This window comes from Psychrobacter sp. PL15 (assembly GCF_035984995.1).
Lineage (GTDB): Bacteria > Pseudomonadota > Gammaproteobacteria > Pseudomonadales > Moraxellaceae > Psychrobacter.
Genome location: NZ_JAXCIB010000015.1, coordinates 13,020 through 35,364, shown reverse-complemented (window position 1 = coordinate 35,364; position 22,345 = coordinate 13,020). Strand labels below are relative to the sequence as shown.

Here is a 22,345-nt window from a genome sequence, read left to right as displayed (position 1 = left end):
TTGAACAAGTGCCTTTTATGGATAAGTTTATGGATCAGCCTAATAACGATAGCATTGATGCCAGTAGTACGGCTAAAGTTCCACCTGTCAATGCGATTAACAAGACCGAGCAACCGCCGGCGATACGTGTACCGTTAAACGGTAAATATTTGATTGAGGCTTCAGCGGGTACAGGTAAGACCTGGACACTGACCGGTATTGTACTGCGCCTATTAATTGAAGCAAAGCGGCCACCTGAGCAGATTATTGCCACAACCTTTACTCGTGCCGCTGCTGCTGAGATGCGTCAACGTATCAATGAACGCTTGGTTGACTTTTATCAATTATTACAATGGTTTAATAAACTACCCGTTAATCCTATTACCCACGATATTATTTACCCGCAGTTAAAAAATAGTGTCAAAAGCTCTGAAGATAAAACCGCTGATAGTGTTAAAAAAGATACAGATACAGTTGCTAAAGACAATAAAGGTGCTAAGAAACCTGAATTACCCAACAATAAGATAACCGCTGAGCAGCGTCAAAAACGACAAGAGTGGCTTGATGAGCAAGCGCAGCTGGCAGGTAATGCCGATCTCATGAAGGATCCGGTTAATAGCTATCTGCTGGTGTATTTGTTAGATAACACGACAGACTATCCATTAGCTGATGCTATTAGGCGCTGTGCCTTGGTGCTTACTACCTTGGATAAGCTGTTCGTGGGTACCTTAGACAGTCTGTCACAGAAGTGGCTGTCTGAGTACAGTGCCGAGACTGGTCATCAGCAAGGTATGCAAATCAGCGATCATGAGCAAGTGGTCATAGAAAGTATCATTCACGATGCTGTGCGCGCGCATCAAAGTCATATGTATTACCAGCAACCACAGATTTATGCCCTATTACAGCATACCAAGCGCTTAACTGCCCCTGCTGATCATTTATCTGTTGCGCAAAAGGCCTTACAGTTTATATCAACTTCGATTGCAGATGTTGAGCTGGGCGAAGCAATTGATTTTGGCGCTTATCAGCAGGCGTTGGATAATTTTGCAAAGTGTGATTTAAAAGATATTGAGCCTTATTTTGATATTGAATACCGTACGGCGCAAGGGTTTGGCAAAGCAGGTAAGATCGGTAAAAACATAGCATCTATCATCACGATTCAACAAGTTATTCGCCAGTATGGTGCCACGTTTTTTACCCACTTAGAGGGCAAGGCTGACATTCTATACACCGAACTACCCAATGCTTTTGTTAGTAAAGAAGAGGGTGGAAAGGTTTTTAATAAAGGTAAAGAAGCCGAGCGTTTAGTATTTATTAACCTTGATAGTATACAAGCACTAAAGACGCTGCGTGATTATGCCGAACAGATTGAACTTTATCTCGATGCACTAAATGAGAAGTTGAACCGTGATATTGCCATCAAAGTCCGTCAAAAGTTGCCATCGATATTAGAGGCACGGCGCGAGACTACTTTTGCGTTGCAAATGGTGCGCTTAAACCAAGCGCTATCAGGTAAACAAGGCGAGCGATTGGCACGTTATATCCGTCATCATTATCCGGTGGCACTGATTGATGAGTCGCAAGATATCAATGGCGAACAGGCACGCATGATTGAGCGGATTTATCTTAAGGATACTAAAGGCAGTAAAGACTCTAATGTTAAAAATACCCATCGTGGATTTTTGTTGCTAGTAGGAGATCCCAAACAAGCAATCTATGGTTTTCGTGGTGGAGATGTTGCCAACTATAATGCCATGAAAGCGCTGTTTGATGATAGGCATATGATGAGCCTTGATGTTAATTGGCGCTCAAATCAGCGATTGATTACCGCGTTAAATCATTGGTTTGGTAGAGCTGAATCAGTGGTTAATGGTAATGATCCGTCAAACTCACAAAGTGCGGACCAATTAGCGCAATTGGGTAAGGATATTTATTATCAGCACATCACTGCGAAAAATACTGACAACCAGGCATCGTGGCAGCAAGTAGTATCAGACATTACAAAGGATTCAACGATAGCAGAGCCAGTTAATGTATCCGCAGCGGTATTAGCGGAAACGACTACGATTTTACCTGATATCTTACCCAGTATTTTACCCAATAATCCGGTCAGCATTATTCATCTGCCTTATGACAAACAAGCAAAATACGATGCTTATGAGCTGACAGCGCTGCATATTGCCGCCTTGCTGGCCAGTCAGCAAACCATAAAGGGCCGAACATTACAGCCAAGTGATATCGGTGTACTGGGCCGCCGTAAGCATGAGTTAAAGCAAGTTGAAGATATGCTGAGTAAACTTGGTGTGCCTACGCTTGAGACTGCAGAAAACAATGTTTTTGACACGCCTATTGCTGGTGATTTAGCAGCCTTATTAGAAGCGATGCTAAAACCGCATCGCCGCGATATCATTAACCGAGTATTGACCAGTCATTTTTATCAGTTAACTCTCAACGATATGCAAGCACTGATGCTAAGTACGGATGACGAACATATAGCGCCAGTAAACGTAGAATCAGGTAATACAGAGCAAGAGAGTTTAAATCTTGAACAAGGGCAACTCAAGCAGCGCTACCAAGACTTCCAAACTTATCTCAAAACTGCCGCTGACCACTGGCAACGTAACGGTGTTTTGTCAGCCCTGCATTACTTGTTTGCTCATAATCCCATGGCCAAAGAGAACTTTAAACAGGGCAGTCAGCCAAAAGATAAGCAGAGCACGCACCAAAACGTGTGGGTGGGGCTTGCTGATTTAGAAGACGGTGCCCGTTATCTGATGGATTTGCGCCATTTGTTAGATGTTCTAGCGCAGCACGGTATGCATATTGGAGAGTATGAATTACTGGCATGGTACAAGAAAAATATGAATAGTAGCCGTATACCGGAATGGGCGCGCCAGCAGCCACTACCGACTGAGTCTGGTGTGCAGCTCATGACTATTCATAAGTCTAAAGGTTTGGAGTTTCCGGTAGTCTATGTCATAGGTATGGACGGTGCGAGTCCTGATGCCAGCTCTAAAACCGGTGGTCGTAATAAGCATAAACTATATTTATATGATCATGCTATTGAAGGTGAAGTGAAAAAAACGCAGCGCCGGCTATCGGCTAGTGCTGGCAAGCCTTATAGTCAGTCCGTAAAAGGTGATAAACCTACAGACTATTATGCCCAGTTCGAAACCATTGAAAACTATGAAGAGCTTAGACGGTTAGCCTATGTCGCATTTACCCGCGCTAGTGAGCAGTTATATATGGTGTTTAAGGATGGCTATAATAAAACCGATGCTGAGCGTAAACCAAGCTTGAAATGGCTAAGCTGTGAGAGTCACAAGTTTGTGCTGCCAGAGCGATTGCAGAATCAAATTGGCTGGCTGGAATATGAGACCATTGCAACCAATGCTGAAGCGCTGATAAAGGCTAATAAACAGTCAAAAAGCACTATCAGTACTCAGTCTGAACCCAGCACTGCTATGGTGACACGGGTTGATTATCAAAATGCCTATGCACAAATTCAATCACGCTATTTCAAGGGTTGGGCAAAGACCAGCTTTACCGCCTTGTCACGGCAACTGGGCGAACAAAGCCAAGCGCTCGCTATTTTTGATGATGGTATCGAGGACGAGCTGGATTTGACTGATAGCATGGCATTGTTAAACAACAGATCCTCTTCTATTTACCAAGGCGATGATGATATTAACGATATGATTTCCGAAGATGACATTCGTTTTCGTTTTGTTAAAGGTGCTAATGCTGGTACGTTCTTGCATGAAGTCTTTGAAAAAATAGATTTCACTAACCAGAGTAAATGGTCAACCATTATTGACCAAAGCCTTCGTCAATATCAGCTGCCTGTTAGTTATAGCAGTGCTGACTATCAACAACGGTTAGCGAAAAATAAAACGCCGATTTTATCATCACCAATAGGGTTATCAGAGAATGAGGAAGTATTAGATAACGATACTGAGTTACTAACGACTGCCGATAATCAGTTAGCAACCGACCATAATGAGGTGATAGAGTGGATAGCAGAAGTCCTGAGCGCACCGTTGCTAGCATCGGGCCAGCCACTACAAGCAATACCAATTAAACAGCGTATTGCCGAGCTGGGATTTAATATGGGGTTGTCAGAAGACTTTACCCCTGAAGGTATTAATGACGTTTTTACGACATATCTGCCTGATGAACCTGAAAAGCATATTCAGCTCACCGCCCAATACTCTGGTCATATCTATCGCTATTTACGTGGTGAAATTGACTTGGTCTATGAATATGCAGGCAAGTACTATGTGGTGGACTATAAAAGCAACTACTTAGGAAATAGCCTAAGCGATTATAATGATAAAAATTTAAGTGCTGCGATGAATAAAGCAGGCTACTGGTTGCAAGCTGCTATTTACCAAGTTGCTTTACACCGTTTTCTAGGTTTACGTTTGCCTGACTATGAAGGTAATGAAACGCAATATTTAGGCGCAGTAGAGTACGTGTTCTTACGGGGCATTAGTGCTCAGAGGACACACGATTATGGGCGTATACAATGGCAAATTCCATTCGCATTGGTACAAGCCTTGGATGAAATGTTTGGTACGCCCAGCGCTTAGTAACTTAAGAAGAATAAAATAAATAGTTGGGCTAATAAACCTATAGTGTTTATAGATCTCTTTCATAACAGTCGTGCAAAAATAATAAATGGATAATCAATGAATAGTAATAGTGATACTGAAAAAGGCGCTGCTAAAAAAGCCATTCAAGGATCAGGCCAGCCAGTGATAAAAAATGCAGCAAGTCCGCAACCTGCAGTAACTGGTAATCAAGACAGTGCTACCACCAATCAGGTCAGCAACTGGGCGACCACCGTTAGCCAGTACATTGTAAAAAGGCGCGAGCAGACCCAGCTTGCCTACCATGCTCAACTACAACCTAACGTGGTACATGCTGAAGATGACGATACACAGGATTGGTTATTTGAGGCCGTATTTGAGCTATTGGTACAGCGTTTGGAAGAGGGGCATACCGTATTGGTACTTGAGGGCAATCACTCTAGTACGGATATGTACGACAGTGCTGATGTGAGAGAGAGTAATGGTGAGCTTTTCGGATGGCAACAGCAGTTATTACATCCTTTACTACAACCGCTACTCATACTATTAGAGGGTACATTGGAGTCGGTAACTGCTACTGAACTCCTAGAGCAAAGGGCATTATGGGATATAGCGATGCGCCAGTCCACTTTGCCTGAATATGAAAAGCTAATATTAGAGCAGCGGTACAACGTATGTAGTCAACTTTATCGCTATTTACAGCAGATGGCGGCAACTTCTAGCCCTAAAGAAAATAGCCTAAGTAATTTTTCAAAGGTTTTGACTAGTCGTCCACTATTTGGAAGGAACGACGGCAACACTAAAAATAAAACTGATCAGCCGATTATTTTTCATTTAGACAGTCGCCCGAATTCTGTTAATGCCATAATGACCCTATGGCTACATCGTACTTGGCAGGCTGAACATGCGCTCGCTCGTCATATTATTCGCATCAGAGATCAGAAAGTTACTGAGCTACCAATAGCCATTAATCCACTACTGAATACTGAGCAACAAGATGCTATTCATATGGCGAATCAATCCGCTTTTAGTATCATCACTGGCGGTCCAGGTACTGGAAAGACCTTTACCGTCGCCCAGTTAGTGATTGCTCTACAACAGGCACAGCCTGACGAAGCAGGAGTAGGGAACACAACTAGTGCCAACTTAGCGTTAGCTGCCCCAACAGGTAAAGCGGCCCAGCGTATGCAAGAGTCGCTACAAAAAGCGATACAACAGGCTGACGTGTCTATACAGTTGCCAGAAGCAAAAACTATTCATCGTTTGCTTGGTATCGGGCAGGGGGGTCAACCACGCTATAATGATAAAAACCCGCTGAGTGAAGATATTATCATTATTGATGAAGCGTCTATGCTAGGAGTGGAATTGGCCAACTATTTAGTCGGCGCAATCAAGCCTAATGCGCGACTCATTCTATTAGGAGATGCCAATCAATTGGCGGCGGTGGATGCTGGAGCGGTACTGGCCGATCTATGCCGTATACCTGCGCTACAGGACGTTCATAAGCGTCTTGAGATGAGTCGGCGTTTTACTGAGGACTCTGGGATTGGTAAATTGGCGCGGTTGATTAATCAAGAAAACCTACAACGGCCTACGGATAAAAATGAGATGACTGCAGTTTGGAAGTTGTTGCAGGATGATGAGGCATTAAATTTTTATCACTTAACTAATGATATACCTGACAGTTCAAATAATAATGAAGTAACCTCTGCTACTGATAATGCAATAAAAAATAGCCTAAGTAGTTATGATCTTTTAAAGCACCTCTCGGGTAAATATCACGGGTATATAGAGAAAGCTCGGAAAATATTGGCAAGCCTGGGAAAAGCAAATTCTGTGCCAACAGAAAAATATGTCAGCCACTTTAACGATCTAATAATTTTGCTTAATCAATTTAGAGTGCTTACTGCTGGTCATCATGGCCGTTGCGGTGACCATTATATTAATCGTTATCTAAGCGAACAGCATCGGAAGCAGCTCAAGCTACCATTGTCTAAATCTCCTTGGTATCACGGACGCCCAGTGATGGTCTTACAGAATAATTATGAGCTGGGTTTGTTTAACGGTGATATTGGTATTTGTCTGCAGACAGAAAAGGGGCATTTACAAGTATTTTTTGAGAACAAAACGCAGGGCTTAGCTACTAACATGCTTAATGATGAGATGATTGCAACCGCCTATGCGATGACTATTCATAAGTCGCAGGGGTCAGAATTTGACCATGTAGCGATTGCCTTTGATGCTCACAATGGACGTTTACTTAGTCAGGAACTCATCTATACCGCTGTTACGCGTGCTAAGAAACAAGTCTCTATTTTTAGCACCGCTTCCGCCTTTACGCATGCACTGTCCACACCAACTAAAAGGCAAACTGGGCTAGGACTACAATTCTTAGCACTTAATAATGCCTCTGAAAATCATTAGTCAGGAACTTATTTATAGCAAAATAGAGAAATAAAAAAAGCATCCAACTAGGATGCTTTTTTTATTTCAGATTGAGAGTAAAGTAAACGTTAAAAACTATATTTTGCTCTCTTTAATAGCATAGATACCGGGTAAATGACGTAAGTAACCATGGAAATCCATACCGCAACCATAAACATAACGATCAGCAACATCGATACCTACGAAATCAACATCAAAGCCTTCTATTTTACGATCGTGTTGTTTATTGAGTAATACACAAGACTCAATAGAAACGGGTTTCTCTTTACTTAATTCTTCGACGATGGCTTTTAGGGTAATCCCTTCATCAAAAATATCATCAATCAATAACACATGCTCGCCGGCGATATTAACATCGGGCTTAAATTTCCAATCCAATTCATTGGTGCCTTCGTTGTCACGATAGCGCGAAGCGTGGATATAGTGCATGCGATGATAGAACGTAAGATGGGTAAGTAGCTGACCAGCTGGAATCAACCCACCATTCATAACGACCATGACAATTGGATTTAAGCCAGCATAATGTAGATTTAGCTGCGCGGCAAGACGCTCATAAGCAGCGGCCACTTCAATACTACTGATAAGGCACTCTGAGTTACGTAACGTTTTTTCAATTTCTTGATTACTGATTTGAGTCATAGGTTGCGCCTTCGGTAAAAATTGCTGCTTATTTTAGCAAGTTTTACCAAATTTTCCCAATGCCATATAACTTTTAAGACAAAATTAATCTGATATTGTTATCAATGCTTTATTCATCCGGTAATTCTATAAGAAAAGGGCGATAGAAACTTGCCAAACGATTCAGTCCTGCATCAGACAGCTGGGGCAGTAGTTTATTGATCGCCATACTCATTCCTTTATTAATAGCCGCTTTGGCAACAGGAATAGACTTACGTTTGATCATGCCAAGTTTCAGTGTTTCAGTAAAGTGGCTAATGAAATGAGTTAATGCTTCTTCGTTCATAGTTTCAAGCGCTGTTTTGAACTTTACTTTATTAACCGTATCTGGCGTGACTGATGCAAAACCTTCATTAATTTTTTGTGCCGAGTCTTTAGAGAGTTTAAATCCTACACGGCGTAGCCCTTCATTATCTATAAACATCGACTGGCTTTTTAAAAAGTTAAAGCTAGGCATAACGTCCTCATTGGTATCTTTACCAAGCAAGGCGTTAAGTAGTGTTTCAGTCGCGCGCTCAATAGTTCCAATAATTTTACGCATAGACGCTTGGCGTTCAGGGTTTGGAATTACATCTATTAAGCTGACCAATAAACTATCAATAAGTTCACTAGCAATCTGTTGTGTAAGCTCATTACGATAAGGATAGTAGTCGATTTTCTCATTTGAGGTAATAATGCGTTCTGCTTCGTCTATCATGTCAGTGAGTTTATCTGAGGGTATAAATCCAAAATAGTGTGCCATTACAGTCTCTTTATTTAAAATTTATTTATTGTCACTAGTGATGGTAGTGTAGAAAAAATATTACCGCTGAAATATTACTGATAGATATAAGATAATAATGCATATTTGTTAATAAATACGCCAAACTGATAAACAATAGTAAAGATTTATGAAGTACAAGCATCAGTTTTTCTTACAATTTTCCAGTATTGATACTTAAATATTACAAAGTAGACATTAAACGTTACATTTGATGTCAAATCAGCTACAATTGACGCAGACCATCGATTTTTAGGTAAATCTTATGCCTCAGTTTTATATAACACTAGGGTAGTTCTATAATCACTTAAGCATAACATTCTTTGTTTACACTTAATAAATATAAACTTCTGCTTGGTATTCTAACTTAGCACAATCGCAAGCGTTTGACGATAGCAGCTTGCATTCAACAGCATATAAAGCCTCAGTTAAAAATAGATAATATGAGAGTAGGGTCGAACTCATATCATTTGATGTCGATTACTCTCAATGTGATGCCAAGCACAGAAATTGAGCCACACAAGGGTAACGCCACAGCGGATTTGTATAAGTTTGACTATAGACTAATACTGGTATCTTGCCAGCGTTTATTATGAAACAAAAACTATGAAATAAAAAACAAGGATAACAAGGTGAGAGTATTGACCGCGCTCACTTTATCTAGGGAGAGATAAGATGAATAGTGCCATTGTATTGTTACTTGGCGTCGCCGCGATGCTCTGCGGTTATATTTTTTATTCGAAGTTTATCGCCACCAAAATTTTAGCATTAGATAATAGCCGTCCCACGCCAGCACACACCATGAAAGATGGGGTAGATTATGTTCCCACCAATAAATATGTATTGTGGGGGCATCACTTTACTTCAGTTGCGGGTGCCGCACCGATTATTGGTCCCGGTATTGCGGTAATTTGGGGTTGGTTACCCGCTGTAATTTGGGTAGTCTTTGGTACGATTTTTATGGCGGGCGTTCACGATATGTCAGCCATATGGGCCAGTATGCGTAATCGGGGTCAGTCCATTGGTTCCATTGCCGGTACGGTTATGGGTACGCGCGTACGTAGTTTAATGATGGTCGTTATCTTTTTACTATTGCTCATGGTTAATGCTGTATTCGGCGTTGCTATTGCCAATATGATGATTAAAACCCCGTCAGCTGTATTGCCAGTATGGGGCGCGTTAATTGTTGCCCTTATCATCGGTCAGTGTATTTATCGCTATAAGATGAATTTAGTCTGGGTGTCAATAATTGGGGTAAGTGCATTATATGGGCTTATTTACCTTGGCCCTATGTTCCCATTCGCCTTTCCTGAGACGGTTTTTGGTCTGCCTGATAATGCCATTTGGATTATCATTTTATTTGCCTATGCGGCAGTTGCCTCATTATTGCCAGTATGGATGTTATTGCAACCACGCGATTATATTAATGGCTTACAGTTATTCGTTGGTTTGATTTTATTATATGCCGCCATCTTTATCTCAACACCTACTATTGTGGCACCGGCGATTAATACCAATTTACCAATGGACACACCTTCAATCATGCCATTGCTGTTTGTTACTATTGCTTGTGGTGCCATTTCAGGCTTCCATGGTTTGGTTGCAACAGGTACAACCTCTAAGCAGATTGATAAAGAAGAAGACGCGCGTTTCGTTGGTTACTTCGGTGCGCTTGGTGAAGGTATGCTAGCGTTAGGTGCGATTCTTGCGGCGACCGCAGGTTTTGCCACACTTGGTGATTGGGAAGCCGTTTATCAAAAATTCGGTGACGGCTCTATCGGTGCCTTTATTGACGGCGGCGCTGCGATATTGAATGCCGGCGTAGGTATTGATATGGTATTGTCACAAACCATGCTAACGGTTATGGCCGCACTATTTGCGGGTACCACCATGGATACTGGGGTACGCTTGCAACGCTATATTTTCCAAGAATTTGGCGAGTTTTATAACATTCCAATATTGACTAAAGGTGTAGTGGCTACGCTGTTAGCAGTAGGAACCTGTTTACTATTGGCGTTTGGTGCCGGCGGTATCGATGGTGCAGGTGGTATGATTATCTGGCCTTTATTCGGTACTACTAATCAGCTAATGGCGGCATTAACCTTAATGATTGTGACTGTTATTTTGTTGCGTAAAGGCAAGCCGGTTTGGTATACCTTAGCACCCTTATCATTCTTATTAGTGATGACGGTGTTTGCGTTATTAATCCAGCTTAAAACCTTCTACGTTGATGGCAATTGGTTGCTCATTACCATGGATATCATTATCCTGATTGCTACCATATTGGTCACCTTCGAGAGTTTGTCGGTCTTACGCCGTGAATGGTCAGAGCATAAAGGGAAAGATAGAACTTAACTGACCATTTATCAAGAGTAATCATTAAAACTAACGGTTAAATTAGAAGAAGACGCTAGCAATCGCTGGCGTTTTTTTATGTCATTAAGTGATGACTGATTTTTGCAAAGAAAAGCAAACAATAACTATCGTGACCCATTTATCACTATACTAGCTAAGTATGCTATGTTTTAGCTATCATTCCATATCAGTTCCACATGAGTGTTACCAAAAAATTAGGTCAAACTATGGACAATCAAGGTAATAACAATCTGTTAAACCAGCTATTAGATGGCTCAGTGCTTCCAATGAAAACGCCAGATAACCTTGGCAAGGATGACCAGGTACAAGCACAAGCACAAAATATCGCACCATGGTGGCAGCGTTTTGCAGCGGGTCTTAATGAGTTCTATCATGCCCCTTATCGACAAACGATGGCACGTGCCGCTCGTGATGAAGAAGATTTCTTTATGCTGCTGATGTTTGCTGAGAGTTTAGGTATCGATAATCCAGCGAGCTTTTATACCCTTGAGTTACAGCCGTTATTCTTAGAGAACTTTCATGAGTGGCATACCCGTATGGGAATGGACAGATGCCCGTTTGATCACGTTGGCTGCTGCTAACCATAGTTATAATCGTAGCCCAGCACTGTAGACAGTAACATTAATAGTAATAGTATTACTGACTAGCAAAAATAGTAACGATTAAAATAGCAATTATTGACACAGTAATTGAGAAAAAAATACTGAGAAAAAATATGGCACTACAACCCTTAAGCTCGTTAGTTAAGCAACTGGGCTCGCAGCCCATTATATTTGTTGGTGGTAAAGGCGGGGTGGGTAAGACCACTGCAGCAGCAGCACTGGCCAGCTATTATGCTGCTCAGAAAAAGAAAACCCTCATCATTTCGACCGATCCTGCACATAGCTTAGGTGATGTACTGAATGTAGCGCTAAGCAATGAAAAAACAGCGATCACCCCGTACCTTGATGCTATTGAGTTGAATCCTGAGATCATCGTCGATGCTCACTTTGCACAAGTAGAACGCACTATTTCAGGCTACACCAATCCTGATATGATGCCCAAGATTCGTGAGCATCTGCGTCTATCAAAGTCAGCTCCTGGGGCACAGGAAGCAGCAATGCTAGAGTCGATGTGTCAGCATTTAGTGGCGGCTGCCGATACCGGCTACGATCATATTGTTTTTGATACCGCGCCTACAGGTCATACTTTACGTTTACTGGTATTACCTGAAATGATGGGTGCGTGGACGGATGGGCTCTTAGCACAGCAACGGCGACAAGCGAAGCTACGTTCAGTTGCTACTCATTTAGATGCCAGCAATCATACAGATAATAAAAATGACGTGCCAAACCCGTTTGCTAAGCACAAACCAGATCGCTGGGAGCAGGCAGTTACCGTGCTTGAAAAGCGCAAAGAGTTATTTCGTCAGGCAGGATTATTGCTTCATGACCGCACGAAAACGGCCATCGTACAGGTTATGACCGCTGATGTATTACCTTTGGCTGAAACCAAACGCGCTATAGAGCAGTTAGAAGAAACCAAGCTCACGCCAGCGGCAATCATAGTGAATCAGCTTATCACCCCAACACAAACAGACGAGTTTTGGCGGCAACGTGCTGATAGACAACAGCAGCTCATGGGTGACATTGAACAAACTTTTAACAACTACCCCACATATCCGATTTATTTGCAGCAAACAGATGTGCGTGGTATTGAGGCGCTAAGTGCTCTGTTAACCTAAGGTGTTGGACTGGGTTATTACTCTAGTATCAACTCGTCAACTTATGGGCGTTCAAACATAGTGGTCTCAATTTTGTAGGTCTAAAGCTCATGAGTTTCTAGCTCATAGGTTTCTAGCTGGTGTGATAGCGACCAGGCCGCGTCCATACGTAAGCTTTGTGCTTGTTCAGATTTACCGCTATTTAATGAGGACCATTGCGGCTTGCCGCGCGCTCTTTTGAGCTCACTTGGTAGCTTATGGGTTGGCCAGAGAGTCTTTTGAGTCGCGCTACCATCAATATAGTGAGTATCGTCATGGCCACTGGTTTTCTGAGCGTCAGCTTGCTCAGTGCTATATAACATTTGGGTCGCATCAGTAGCCGCATGGCCACGGTGACGTAGGGCGGTAAGTAGATCTATAGCACGAGTGGCCAGTAACGTTAAAGTAGCAGGGTCAATGTATAAGCGCTTTACCCCTGTTATTTTATCGGCGAGACTACTAGTATTGGACAATAGCCCGCCGGCGATACCGCCTAATATCGCACCCAGTCCTAAGGTAGTCCCTAAGGCTGCAGCATCAAACCCCAATCCCAATAACGCGCCAGCCGCCGCCCCTGAAGTAGTGCGAATACCATAACTTTTGAGCAACTCAGGATCAAAGGGGTCTTGCTGATAAGCTGGCAATTCAAGCGGCGTTGCTGCCGCGGCATTGTCATAAAACTTGTATAGATTTAATAAATGATGCTGCATGGTACGCTCGCTTTGGCGTACCGCTTCTTGCATTTGTTGTAATACGGGTAATGGGTCGTCGTCATTGTTGATCTCACGCACAAAGGCGGCAATATTTAATAAAAAATCTGCAATGATAATATTGGCCTCATCATATAACTGTGCCCAGTCTTCAGCTCGGCGTTGCATTAGCTGCTCGAGCATTTCGGCATGGGTAAGCATGGCAGCCAAGTTTTGCCACAGTCTTATCTCATCGGTAAATTCAAACGCCACCGAATCAAAACGTGTTGAAATATGTAGATTACGACGTGCCAGCATGGTCTGCCACTGATCGATATTGGCGTCTTGGCTATCTGTGAAGTTGAATACAGGCATCACTGGAATCGCAGCCCACGACAAAATAGCCAATTCATCCTTATACTTACCAAGTACCGGCTCACGCGCATCAATCACATAAATAGCCATATCACTCGCCAGCAGTTGCCTAACGACCTTAGCTTCTTGGCTATAATCGTGGTAGCCGTAACCGTCATTAGTATCCAATGTATCAATACCTGTAGACCCAGACGCAATACCAGACGCAATGTCGGCTGCCAAGAACTGTTGTAAACGCTCAATACCGTCTCGACGACTGGCCGTATTATCTTCCAGCCAATCCATCAGACCGGAAGCATCTTCTAACCCAGGTGTATCATATAACGCCACCAATACTTCACCCGTTTGACTGTCAGTCAGTTGGGCACGTTCAACATGGCGGGTAGTCGCTGCTTCATTTTTAACCTTACCGAAATAAACATCACGTAGTAGGGTGCGCAATACTGAAGTCTTGCCAGTATTAGTATGTCCAACAACCGCTAGTTTTAATGGCTCACCACTGGCAATCGTTTTTTTATTGCGCGCCACAGGTTCAGTTATTGATGATGAAGAATAACTACTATCAATGGTATAGACCTTATCTTGGTTTTTGTTAATACTAACAGTCGATTCATGGCTTAAGGGCTCTTGGTTAAAGGGCTTTTGGTTGAGGGTATCTGTATCTCCCGATGCCAATAATACCTGACTTGGTTCAGAGGGTGCATCGTAAGCTTTATCTGCAAAAAGACTTTTTTGCAGATTGGGGTTATTGACGTCAATATTTTTATTATTATCATGATTCATAATGGTGTCTTACGTTATTAATATTGAAATTTTATTCAACTAAGGTCTGACTGTACTCACCTAAATTCATTGAGCTATTGCTATCATCTGATATTGCCATAACTTATCGTCACTTGTCTGCTGTTGTTTTACATCTTCGCTCCCTTAATATAAGGCTAAAGCTTTGATTAATTAACATTTGTTGTATGCACATGTTACTTAGTAGTGTCTATAATATTTTAAATACCAGTCATTTGACGACAATTTAGCGCTAACTTAATAATAAATTAAAAGTTTATCATCAAAAAATTATTGATTATTGACCAAGCCTATTTTCCGAGCAGCGAGTACGGTTTGCCATTGTTGCTGCCTTACTGCCGGTGGTGAGGTTGGGATCAGAGACCCTTCTGCTGCAGAAGTATCAGTATTTTTATCATTGAGTAGTTGCACAATCAGGCCGTGCCTAGCATGAGTCGCAATTTGATCCAGTTTGCGCAACGTACCTCGATCAGGCAACGCTTTGTTATTAATTCCGAGTAGTACTTGTACGGGATTTTGATCTAGATAAGTTATTAAACGCATCATATCATCGCGATCATCGACGATACCAAAGTCTTCTATTTTATGATCACTATTATCTAAATGCTCAACACCTATCTGCCACCATTGCTCTATATCAGAAGGATATTCTAGCAAGGCGACCAACTTCTCGCCTGCACTTACGGTCGCTTTTGGTGCCACAGGTGCGGTGATCTCGGTGAAGTCGTCCGCATCCACCACTTGACGCTGCCAAAAGTTCAAAATCTTTTGATAATAGGGTAGCTTGATATCTAAACGCATTTTTTTACGGCTAAATATTAGTGCACAAAACAACCATGCGATGGCACGCGGTGCGATGCCATACATCAGCAGACTACCGACCAATAAACTTGCCCACTGCCTAGCCACTGATAAAGGCAGGGCATCCGTCACCAACCGACTTTGTACAATAGCGGCATTATCCGGCACATCAAATCCTACCATATTAGGCAACCAGCCGAGCAAATGGGTAAGTGTAATCAGTGCTCGATCCGATAGTAAAGTCGATTCCCAGCTAAAACTATATTGGCGCACAATCAACAAAAATATAATCGCGCACAACATGCCGGTTAGGGTGGCAAGCCACAGCTGATGACTGAATTTACCCAGATACCAGCGCATGCCACTATGCTGAAGTTGTCGTTCATATAGGCCCACCGCCGCTTGGGTAATATCGTCTTTACCACGAATAAGGTGGCTTGGGCTGACAAAACTTGCAAACCAGTTTGAAGATTGTTTACCTCGATTAACCAAAGTTAATACTAGCCAGCTAACTAGCATAATCGTATGAAAGCCGAGCAAGCACACCAACACATAAAAAAAGTTGATCACATTGGCCTGTAGCAGGGTAAACAAACCCAAGAACCCTGACACACACCATACGATACTCATGACCGTTATGATGCCTTTGATACGCCCATCAATCTTACCTAGCACCCTTGTCAGTGCGCCATTACTATCAATACCTGATGCGCGGCGATGCAACTTTTGGGTAGGCGTGCCTTTTTCTGTTTGCAGCTTTTCAGTGATTAGTAGTGGATCAGTGGCAAAGACATGCTGCTGAGTCTCAAGGGCTCGTACCAGCTCAGTCAATTGGTCTTGGGGTGATAGCATGGTAGGTTAATGTCCGTATAAAAGCGTTAGGTTGAATGGTAAGTGACTATTTAACGGCTATAATATTGCAGATCTAAAGTAAATAATCATTACAGAATGTCCATATTTTTTGCTAATACCTATGTGTAAATGGATGTAATTTGACAAAGAAAACAAAAACCTGACCATTTGGTCAAAAAATTACTAGCAGTTATTATAAATACGCGCTATGCTAAAAGTGCGAGATAAGCCGACTATCATAACTAAAAAAATAGTAACCGCAAATAACTCACGTGTTAACTCAAGATTTACAATAATAGTAGCACACGGTTTTGATGCTCCTGTATCAGCTGTCCGTGACATTCAGACCATTTACACAGAAAAAGCATCATAAATAGCGGGCTATCTACACTCTCTATAACCTTAAATCCTAATCATCAATCAATGTTGCATCCTATTCCTGATTGGGAACTACGGTTGCTCTTTTTATAGTAACGCCGGAAAAAATTCTTCTTATGTATTAAGTATTAAGCTATTTTCAAACTATTCGTATTTATTTCTACACTACTAATAATGTGTCAGTCAGACATATTAAAAATATAACATGCAGGGAGCACGTTTATTCATGGATATGAAACCCACCTCTCAACCGACATTTGCACGGCCAGAAGATGAAAATCTGGGTGTTGTCGCCAATATTGCTTATGGCTTTCAGCATGTACTCACCATGTATGGTGGCATCATTGCTGTACCACTAATTGTTGGACAAGCGGCTGGATTACTACCAGCTGAAATTGGCTTATTGATTGCCGCCTCTTTATTTATTGGTGGTCTTGCAACATTATTACAGACCCTAGGTGTACCATTCTTTGGTTGTCAGCTGCCACTGGTACAGGGAGTGTCTTTTGCCAGTGTCGCGACTGTTGTGGCGATTGTGACCTCAGGGGGCGGGCTATCTTCGGTATTTGGTGCGGTAATTGCGGCCTCTGCCCTTGGCTTTTTGATTACCCCTATTTTCTCCCAAATTATTAAGTTTTTCCCACCCCTGGTAACTGGTACGGTCATTACCACCATCGGTTTGACCTTAATGCCGGTAGCGGCGCGCTGGGCAATGGGTGGCAATAGTAACTTACCTGAATTTGGTAGCGTGACTAATATTGGTCTGGCAGGCTTTACCTTGTTGATGGTATTACTGCTAAGCAAGTTGGGTAATGCGGCCATCAGTCGCTTATCAATTTTGCTGGCTATGGTCATCGGCACCTCTGCGGCTTGGGCTTTCGGCCTAGTCAATTTCTCTGGTATTACCACCGGTTCTATTTTTGCCTTTCCCACACCCTTCCATTTTGGCGCACCTACCTTTGAGCTGGCCGCCATCATCTCTATGTTTATTGTAGTGTTGGTTATTTTAGTAGAAACCTCAGCAGATATTTTGGCAGTTGGTGATATTATTGATACTAAGGTCGACTCAAAACGTTTAGGTAATGGTCTACGTGCCGATATGGCAGCAAGTATGATTGCCCCAATATTCGGCTCTTTTACTCAAAGTGCTTTTGCACAGAACGTGGGTTTGGTTGCGGTAACGGGTGTTAAAAGCCGTTTCGTAGTAGCCTATGCCGGTATTATTTTAGTAGTCTTAGGCTTGATGCCTATTATGGGACGGGTGATTGCCACCGTTCCGACTGCTGTTTTAGGCGGTGCAGGCATTGTATTATTTGGTACAGTTGCTGCCAGTGGTATACGTACGTTAGCACAAGTCAGCTACTCTAATAATATGAACCTAATCATTGTGGCTACCTCTATCGGTTTTGGTATGTTACCGATTGCCGCGCCATCTTTTTACGATCAATTCCCAGACTGGTTTGCGACTATTTTCCATTCAGGCATCAGCTCTGCTGCGATTATGGCCATCGCCCTAAACTTATTATTCAACCATTTAAAGATAGGTAATTCAGAAAATCAGTCCGTATTTGTGGCAGGAACAGAAGACCGCTCAGTACGTCATGCTGTGCTCTTAGATTTGACTGAAGGTGATTACTTCACTGAAGGTAAGCTATATGATGCTGAAGGCAATGAGATTGCGGTAGTGGCATTAGAAGGTGAAGAGATACCACCAAAAGCTGCGGCTCACCATTAACTTTTGCTTGCCAGTAGTGAAAAATAATTATATGAAAATGTGATCGACACTCAGAACAAAAAAGCTGCCTCATTAGGTGGCTTTTTTTATGGGCCAGTTGACTAAACTAAATTGGTAAAGATGTAAAAAAGTAGCCATAATAAATAACCAGCACATTAATGCAACTTAGAATGAATGGTCAGTTGGCTTATTACGCTTAGTATGAGAGTAGTGGTTGATGGAGTTACTAATTGATAATTGGTTTTAAGACAAGGAGTTAGTATGAGCAATAAAACGTATCTTATCATTGGCGGTACCGGCGGTATCGGCCAAGCAATGGTTAAGCAACTGGTAAACAGCACCAGTAATCAGGTCTTTGCCACTTATCATAGAAGTGTCCCTGATTTTGAAGCGGACAATCTACATTGGCTAAAAATGGACGTAAGCGATGAAGACAGCATCAAGCAGGCAGCCGATGTTATTAAACAACAGAGCCCGCATATTGATTGGGTGATTAACTGCGTGGGGCTACTCCATACCGAGCACTCACAGCCAGAAAAAGCGCTCAGACAAGTTGAGACTGACTTTTTCTTATACAACATGCAAGTGAACGCTTTAGCTGGATTACTCATTGCTAAGCATTTAAAACCCTTATTAACTAAGGCTGAGCGCGATGCTGACAAGCCTGCAATATTTGCGACTATCTCAGCACGCGTGGGCAGTATCAGTGACAACCAAATGGGCGGTTGGTATAGCTACCGGATGAGTAAAACGGCGCTAAATATGGGTATGAAAAACCTAAGTATCGAATGGGGACGTTCACTCAAAAATGTCTGTGTAGTGGTCATGCAACCAGGTACAGTAAATACCCAGCTGTCTGCTCCCTTTCAAAGTAATGTCGCGGATGGACACCTGTTCTCGCCAGCCTATAGCGCTGAATGCCTATTAGAAGTACTTGCCAGCATGACCGCTGACCAATCAGGAAGTTTCGTTGATTGGTCAGGTGAGTCGATACCCTGGTAAATGTTGATAACTTGGGTCTATGTCTATACAGCCCAAGCATTCCATAACACTCACCAAACAAAGAGTGGCTCGTGCGCCAGTAGCGTTTATGAATACTAATCAGTTAATGACAAACATATCCATAAACTCATTCACTGGCGTTTGCTCTAATTGCGCTTGATCGTCACATAGCCTGGCAATGGCTTCACAACGACTGTCTATAAACCGAGTGGCAAGACTGGCATGAAACTTGGCTTCTAATATCGGAATACTTTCCTCACGGCGGCGTTTGTGGCCGAGAGGATATTCAACCGCTACCTTGTCCGTGCTGCTACCATCTTTAAAGAATATCTGGATGGCATTAGCAATTGAGCGCTTGCTGGGGTCATGATAATCTATTGAATAATGAGCGTCTTCTTCTACAAACATTTTGCGCCGCAATTCATCGATTGATGAATGCTGAGCATGATAGTCATCCTCGTAGTTTTCTGCCATAAGATCACCGGTAAGCAACGGCACAGCAACCATATACTGTAAACAATGGTCACGATCAGCCGGATTGGCTAGCGGGCCTTCTTTTGAGATGATTCGAATTGCTGATTCATGAGTGGTCAGTACAATTTTATCGATATCATCAATTCTACCTTCGATTTGTGGATGCAAAATTACGGCGGCCTCGCAGGCGGTCTGTGCATGAAACTCAGCTGGGAAACTTATCTTAAATAAGACATTTTCCATCACATAACTGCCAAAGTCTCGTTGAAAGGTAAAGTGTCGATCGCTTGCAGACTTAGGGGCTAGGTCCTTATTGGTATGGCTAAATAGTACATCATAAAATCCCCACTGCGGTGCGGTCAAGGCACTAGGTATTCCCATCTCGCCCCGTCTAGTAAAGTCTACCAAGCGCACCGCTCGACTAGTGGCATCACCTGCCGCCCATGATTTTCGGCTACCGGCATTGGGACTATGACGATAGGTGCGTAGTGCTTGGCCATCGACAATAGCTTGCGATAAAGCCGCCATAATGCGTTCGCGTGGCAAGTTATATAATTTGGCCACCACTGCAGTTGAGGCCAGCTTGACTAAGAATACATGATCGAGACCAACACGGTTAAAGGAGTTATCTAATGCCAATATTCCTTGAATCTCGTGGGCCATAATCATGGCCTCAAGTACCGTTCTCATAGTTAGTGGCGCACGTCCTTGGCTGACGTTTTGCTGACTGATATAGTCTGCAACCGCCAAAATACCGCCTAAATTATCTGATGGATGTCCCCACTCAGCAGCCAACCAAGTGTCATTGTAATCGAGCCAACGCACCATGCAACCAATATCAAAAGCGGCCTTAATAGGATCAAGTCGATGGGAGGTGCCGGGGACACGCGCACCATTAGGGGTGATTTGATCGGCACAACTTGGTCCTAAATGTTTGGTGCATTCAGGGAATCGCAGCGCAAGTAGGCCGCAACCAAGGGTATCCATCAGACAATGACGCGCAGTATTCCATGCCACCTCTCTGTTTGGAGAGTCCTCATCTATAGAGTAATTTAGGACATAGTCAGCGATTTTTTGAATTTCGTCGTCATATTCTGGACGGACGTTACTTTCTACAGTAGTCCTTTGGGCGTTTGTCATAGTCATGTCCTTTGTCTTAAGTGAGGTATCCTACCTACTGCTTTATGATTGTTAATTTACAGCTACCACTTTACCGTCATTCTTGGCAATCATTACTACCTAATAAGGTAACACACTCGCTATAAAACAACAGTAGGAGAGTGTACAACTAGGCTCAGTTTGTTGACGGTTAGCCAGCAGTATGGTGAGCGTTTGAGTTGCTAGGCATTTTGTTCAGCCTTATAAGCTTATAGACTGTCTAAACTCATATGAATGTGCTCGATGCCTTGTTCTTCAAAGGCTACCCCATCACAGATAAAACCCAACGATTGATAAAATTCGATTAGATAGGTTTGGGCCGAAATATGAATCGGTTGCTTGGGCAATTGAAGGTGACAATAGTCAATTGCCCTAATCATAAGCTCACGTGCCAGCCCATAACCGCGATAATCCGCTAATACCAATACTCTACCGATACGTGGATGGCTTGTGTTTGAATGCTGCTGTATATCGTGGTTATCAAAGTTTATTGGCATCAGTATTCGGCAGTAAGCCAATAGCTGTGGGGCAATACTTTCGCTCTCAGCATCACCTTGATAAGCGGATAAGTGCAGCGCCTCAAAATCTAAACCATCAGCATCAATATAAGAACAGTCCTGATCTTTGACAAAGACCTGTTCACGCGCTTGAATGATGTTATAGATCTGATAAGCACTCAGCTCAGCAAAGGAGGTTAATTGCCATACGACTGACAATAATGATGGTGGTGATAGTAATAAAGGTTTCGTGTTTGGAGTGGTAGTACTTGGCATAGCTTTGGGTTCTCACTAATTAGACGACTAAAGCATTAAATAAACCAAACCTGCGATGAACGAAAGAGCGAGCACTAAAAGCAGAAAAGTTAAGATGCTGGTCACAGGGGAACCCGGCTTTTCTACCTTGACTTTTTTGAGTAGGTGTAGCGTCATATTAACGTGTTCAAGACCATCTTCAAGGTAAAACTCACCATTGGGAACGAACCCTAGAGATTCATAGAAGTTGATTAAATAGGTCTGTGCTGAGATGGCAATCGGTTTCTTAGCGTATTTTTTACGGCAATACTTGATGGCATGGATCATGATTGCGCGTGCCAAGCCATCACCTCGATATTCTGGCAATACTAACACTCTGCCAATTGCAGACATTGATCCTAGAGCACTCACTGAGCTATGAGCAACCATGGTATTAAATTCAGGCGCAATAATCCGGCAATAGCCTATAAGCGCCTCATCCTTATGAGCGATGAAGTGCAGACAATCAAGATCAAGGTTATCAATATCTTGATAAGCACAATTTTGCTCGACCACAAATACCTGCGAGCGAGATTTTAAAATATGATAAAGGTCGACTGACGTCAGCTCATCAAAAGTTTTTATAGAAAATTCATAGGTCATAGTTAAATAGCTTCTGACGACTTAGTGGATAGTGGATAATAGATATAGATAGAATATACATAGCTAGATATATAACTGAATACATAGCTCGGCATGATAATATGATAAGCAGCCA

At 42.6% G+C, this 22,345-nt stretch carries 14 protein-coding genes; 7 read left to right on the top strand and 7 right to left on the bottom strand.

Annotated features, from left to right (window positions below; genetic code table 11):
• Positions 1-29: 29 nt before the first annotated feature.
• Together RCH20_RS11105 and recD are read left to right on the top strand one after the other, a co-directional pair.
• Positions 30-4,571: a UvrD-helicase domain-containing protein gene (locus tag RCH20_RS11105; RefSeq protein ID WP_327193619.1), complete on the top strand. Its 4,542-nt coding sequence runs from the start codon at positions 30-32 to the stop codon at positions 4,569-4,571.
• A gap of 99 nt (positions 4,572-4,670) precedes the next feature.
• Complete coding sequence (gene recD, locus RCH20_RS11100; RefSeq protein ID WP_327193618.1) at positions 4,671-6,995, top strand: exodeoxyribonuclease V subunit alpha; 2,325 nt, start codon at positions 4,671-4,673, stop codon at positions 6,993-6,995.
• A gap of 96 nt (positions 6,996-7,091) precedes the next feature.
• On the opposite strand, the gene RCH20_RS11095 is transcribed toward recD, so the two are convergent.
• Complete coding sequence (locus tag RCH20_RS11095) at positions 7,092-7,655, bottom strand: hypoxanthine-guanine phosphoribosyltransferase (protein WP_209957458.1); 564 nt, start codon at positions 7,653-7,655, stop codon at positions 7,092-7,094.
• Positions 7,656-7,764: 109 nt separating this feature from the next.
• Positions 7,765-8,436, bottom strand: coding sequence for a hypothetical protein (locus RCH20_RS11090; RefSeq protein ID WP_209957456.1), 672 nt, complete (start codon positions 8,434-8,436; stop codon positions 7,765-7,767).
• 693 nt (positions 8,437-9,129) lie between these two features.
• Here RCH20_RS11090 and RCH20_RS11085 point away from each other — a divergent pair.
• The 3 genes from RCH20_RS11085 (at position 9,130) to RCH20_RS11075 (ending at position 12,553) form a co-directional block, all read left to right on the top strand.
• Complete coding sequence (locus RCH20_RS11085; RefSeq protein WP_327193617.1) at positions 9,130-10,809, top strand: carbon starvation CstA family protein; 1,680 nt, start codon at positions 9,130-9,132, stop codon at positions 10,807-10,809.
• A gap of 287 nt (positions 10,810-11,096) precedes the next feature.
• On the top strand, positions 11,097-11,411 hold the full coding sequence (locus tag RCH20_RS11080; RefSeq protein WP_327193625.1) for a cory-CC-star protein: 315 nt from the start codon (positions 11,097-11,099) through the stop codon (positions 11,409-11,411).
• Positions 11,412-11,545: 134 nt separating this feature from the next.
• The gene (locus RCH20_RS11075; RefSeq protein ID WP_327193616.1) at positions 11,546-12,553 is read left to right on the top strand and encodes an ArsA family ATPase; all 1,008 of its coding nucleotides are present in this window, start codon (positions 11,546-11,548) and stop codon (positions 12,551-12,553) included.
• An 80-nt stretch (positions 12,554-12,633) separates the two neighbouring features.
• Here RCH20_RS11075 and RCH20_RS11070 read toward each other — a convergent pair whose 3' ends face one another.
• The gene (locus tag RCH20_RS11070; protein ID WP_327193615.1) at positions 12,634-14,418 is read right to left on the bottom strand and encodes a DUF3482 domain-containing protein; all 1,785 of its coding nucleotides are present in this window, start codon (positions 14,416-14,418) and stop codon (positions 12,634-12,636) included.
• A gap of 288 nt (positions 14,419-14,706) precedes the next feature.
• A complete protein-coding gene (locus tag RCH20_RS11065) occupies positions 14,707-16,089 on the bottom strand; it encodes a DUF2868 domain-containing protein (RefSeq protein WP_327193614.1) in 1,383 nt (460 codons plus the stop codon).
• Positions 16,090-16,693: 604 nt separating this feature from the next.
• Between RCH20_RS11065 and RCH20_RS11060 the strand changes: the two genes are divergently transcribed.
• Positions 16,694-18,202: a nucleobase:cation symporter-2 family protein gene (locus RCH20_RS11060; RefSeq protein WP_209957447.1), complete on the top strand. Its 1,509-nt coding sequence runs from the start codon at positions 16,694-16,696 to the stop codon at positions 18,200-18,202.
• A gap of 261 nt (positions 18,203-18,463) precedes the next feature.
• Positions 18,464-19,204 carry an SDR family oxidoreductase gene (locus RCH20_RS11055; RefSeq protein WP_209957445.1) on the top strand — a complete coding sequence of 247 codons (741 nt, stop codon included), beginning with the start codon at positions 18,464-18,466 and terminating at the stop codon, positions 19,202-19,204.
• Positions 19,205-19,303: 99 nt separating this feature from the next.
• Here RCH20_RS11055 and RCH20_RS11050 read toward each other — a convergent pair whose 3' ends face one another.
• From RCH20_RS11050 to RCH20_RS11040, 3 genes are all read right to left on the bottom strand, one after another.
• Positions 19,304-20,818, bottom strand: coding sequence for a bifunctional 2-methylcitrate dehydratase/aconitate hydratase (locus tag RCH20_RS11050; protein WP_209957443.1), 1,515 nt, complete (start codon positions 20,816-20,818; stop codon positions 19,304-19,306).
• Between the two features lie 227 nt (positions 20,819-21,045).
• A complete protein-coding gene (locus RCH20_RS11045) occupies positions 21,046-21,609 on the bottom strand; it encodes a GNAT family N-acetyltransferase (protein ID WP_209957441.1) in 564 nt (187 codons plus the stop codon).
• Between the two features lie 27 nt (positions 21,610-21,636).
• Positions 21,637-22,230, bottom strand: a complete 594-nt coding sequence (locus tag RCH20_RS11040) for a GNAT family N-acetyltransferase (protein WP_327193613.1) — start codon at positions 22,228-22,230, stop codon at positions 21,637-21,639.
• Between the last annotated feature and the right edge of the window lie 115 nt (positions 22,231-22,345).

Coding starts and splice junctions, on each gene's coding strand:
- RCH20_RS11105 (WP_327193619.1), top strand. CDS start 30: ATGGATCAGCCTAATAACGATAGCATTGATGCCAGTAGTACGGCTAAA.
- recD (WP_327193618.1), top strand. CDS start 4,671: ATGAATAGTAATAGTGATACTGAAAAAGGCGCTGCTAAAAAAGCCATT.
- RCH20_RS11095 (WP_209957458.1), bottom strand. CDS start 7,655: ATGACTCAAATCAGTAATCAAGAAATTGAAAAAACGTTACGTAACTCA.
- RCH20_RS11090 (WP_209957456.1), bottom strand. CDS start 8,436: ATGGCACACTATTTTGGATTTATACCCTCAGATAAACTCACTGACATG.
- RCH20_RS11085 (WP_327193617.1), top strand. CDS start 9,130: ATGAATAGTGCCATTGTATTGTTACTTGGCGTCGCCGCGATGCTCTGC.
- RCH20_RS11080 (WP_327193625.1), top strand. CDS start 11,097: ATGAAAACGCCAGATAACCTTGGCAAGGATGACCAGGTACAAGCACAA.
- RCH20_RS11075 (WP_327193616.1), top strand. CDS start 11,546: ATGGCACTACAACCCTTAAGCTCGTTAGTTAAGCAACTGGGCTCGCAG.
- RCH20_RS11070 (WP_327193615.1), bottom strand. CDS start 14,418: ATGAATCATGATAATAATAAAAATATTGACGTCAATAACCCCAATCTG.
- RCH20_RS11065 (WP_327193614.1), bottom strand. CDS start 16,089: ATGCTATCACCCCAAGACCAATTGACTGAGCTGGTACGAGCCCTTGAG.
- RCH20_RS11060 (WP_209957447.1), top strand. CDS start 16,694: ATGGATATGAAACCCACCTCTCAACCGACATTTGCACGGCCAGAAGAT.
- RCH20_RS11055 (WP_209957445.1), top strand. CDS start 18,464: ATGAGCAATAAAACGTATCTTATCATTGGCGGTACCGGCGGTATCGGC.
- RCH20_RS11050 (WP_209957443.1), bottom strand. CDS start 20,818: ATGACAAACGCCCAAAGGACTACTGTAGAAAGTAACGTCCGTCCAGAA.
- RCH20_RS11045 (WP_209957441.1), bottom strand. CDS start 21,609: ATGCCAAGTACTACCACTCCAAACACGAAACCTTTATTACTATCACCA.
- RCH20_RS11040 (WP_327193613.1), bottom strand. CDS start 22,230: ATGACCTATGAATTTTCTATAAAAACTTTTGATGAGCTGACGTCAGTC.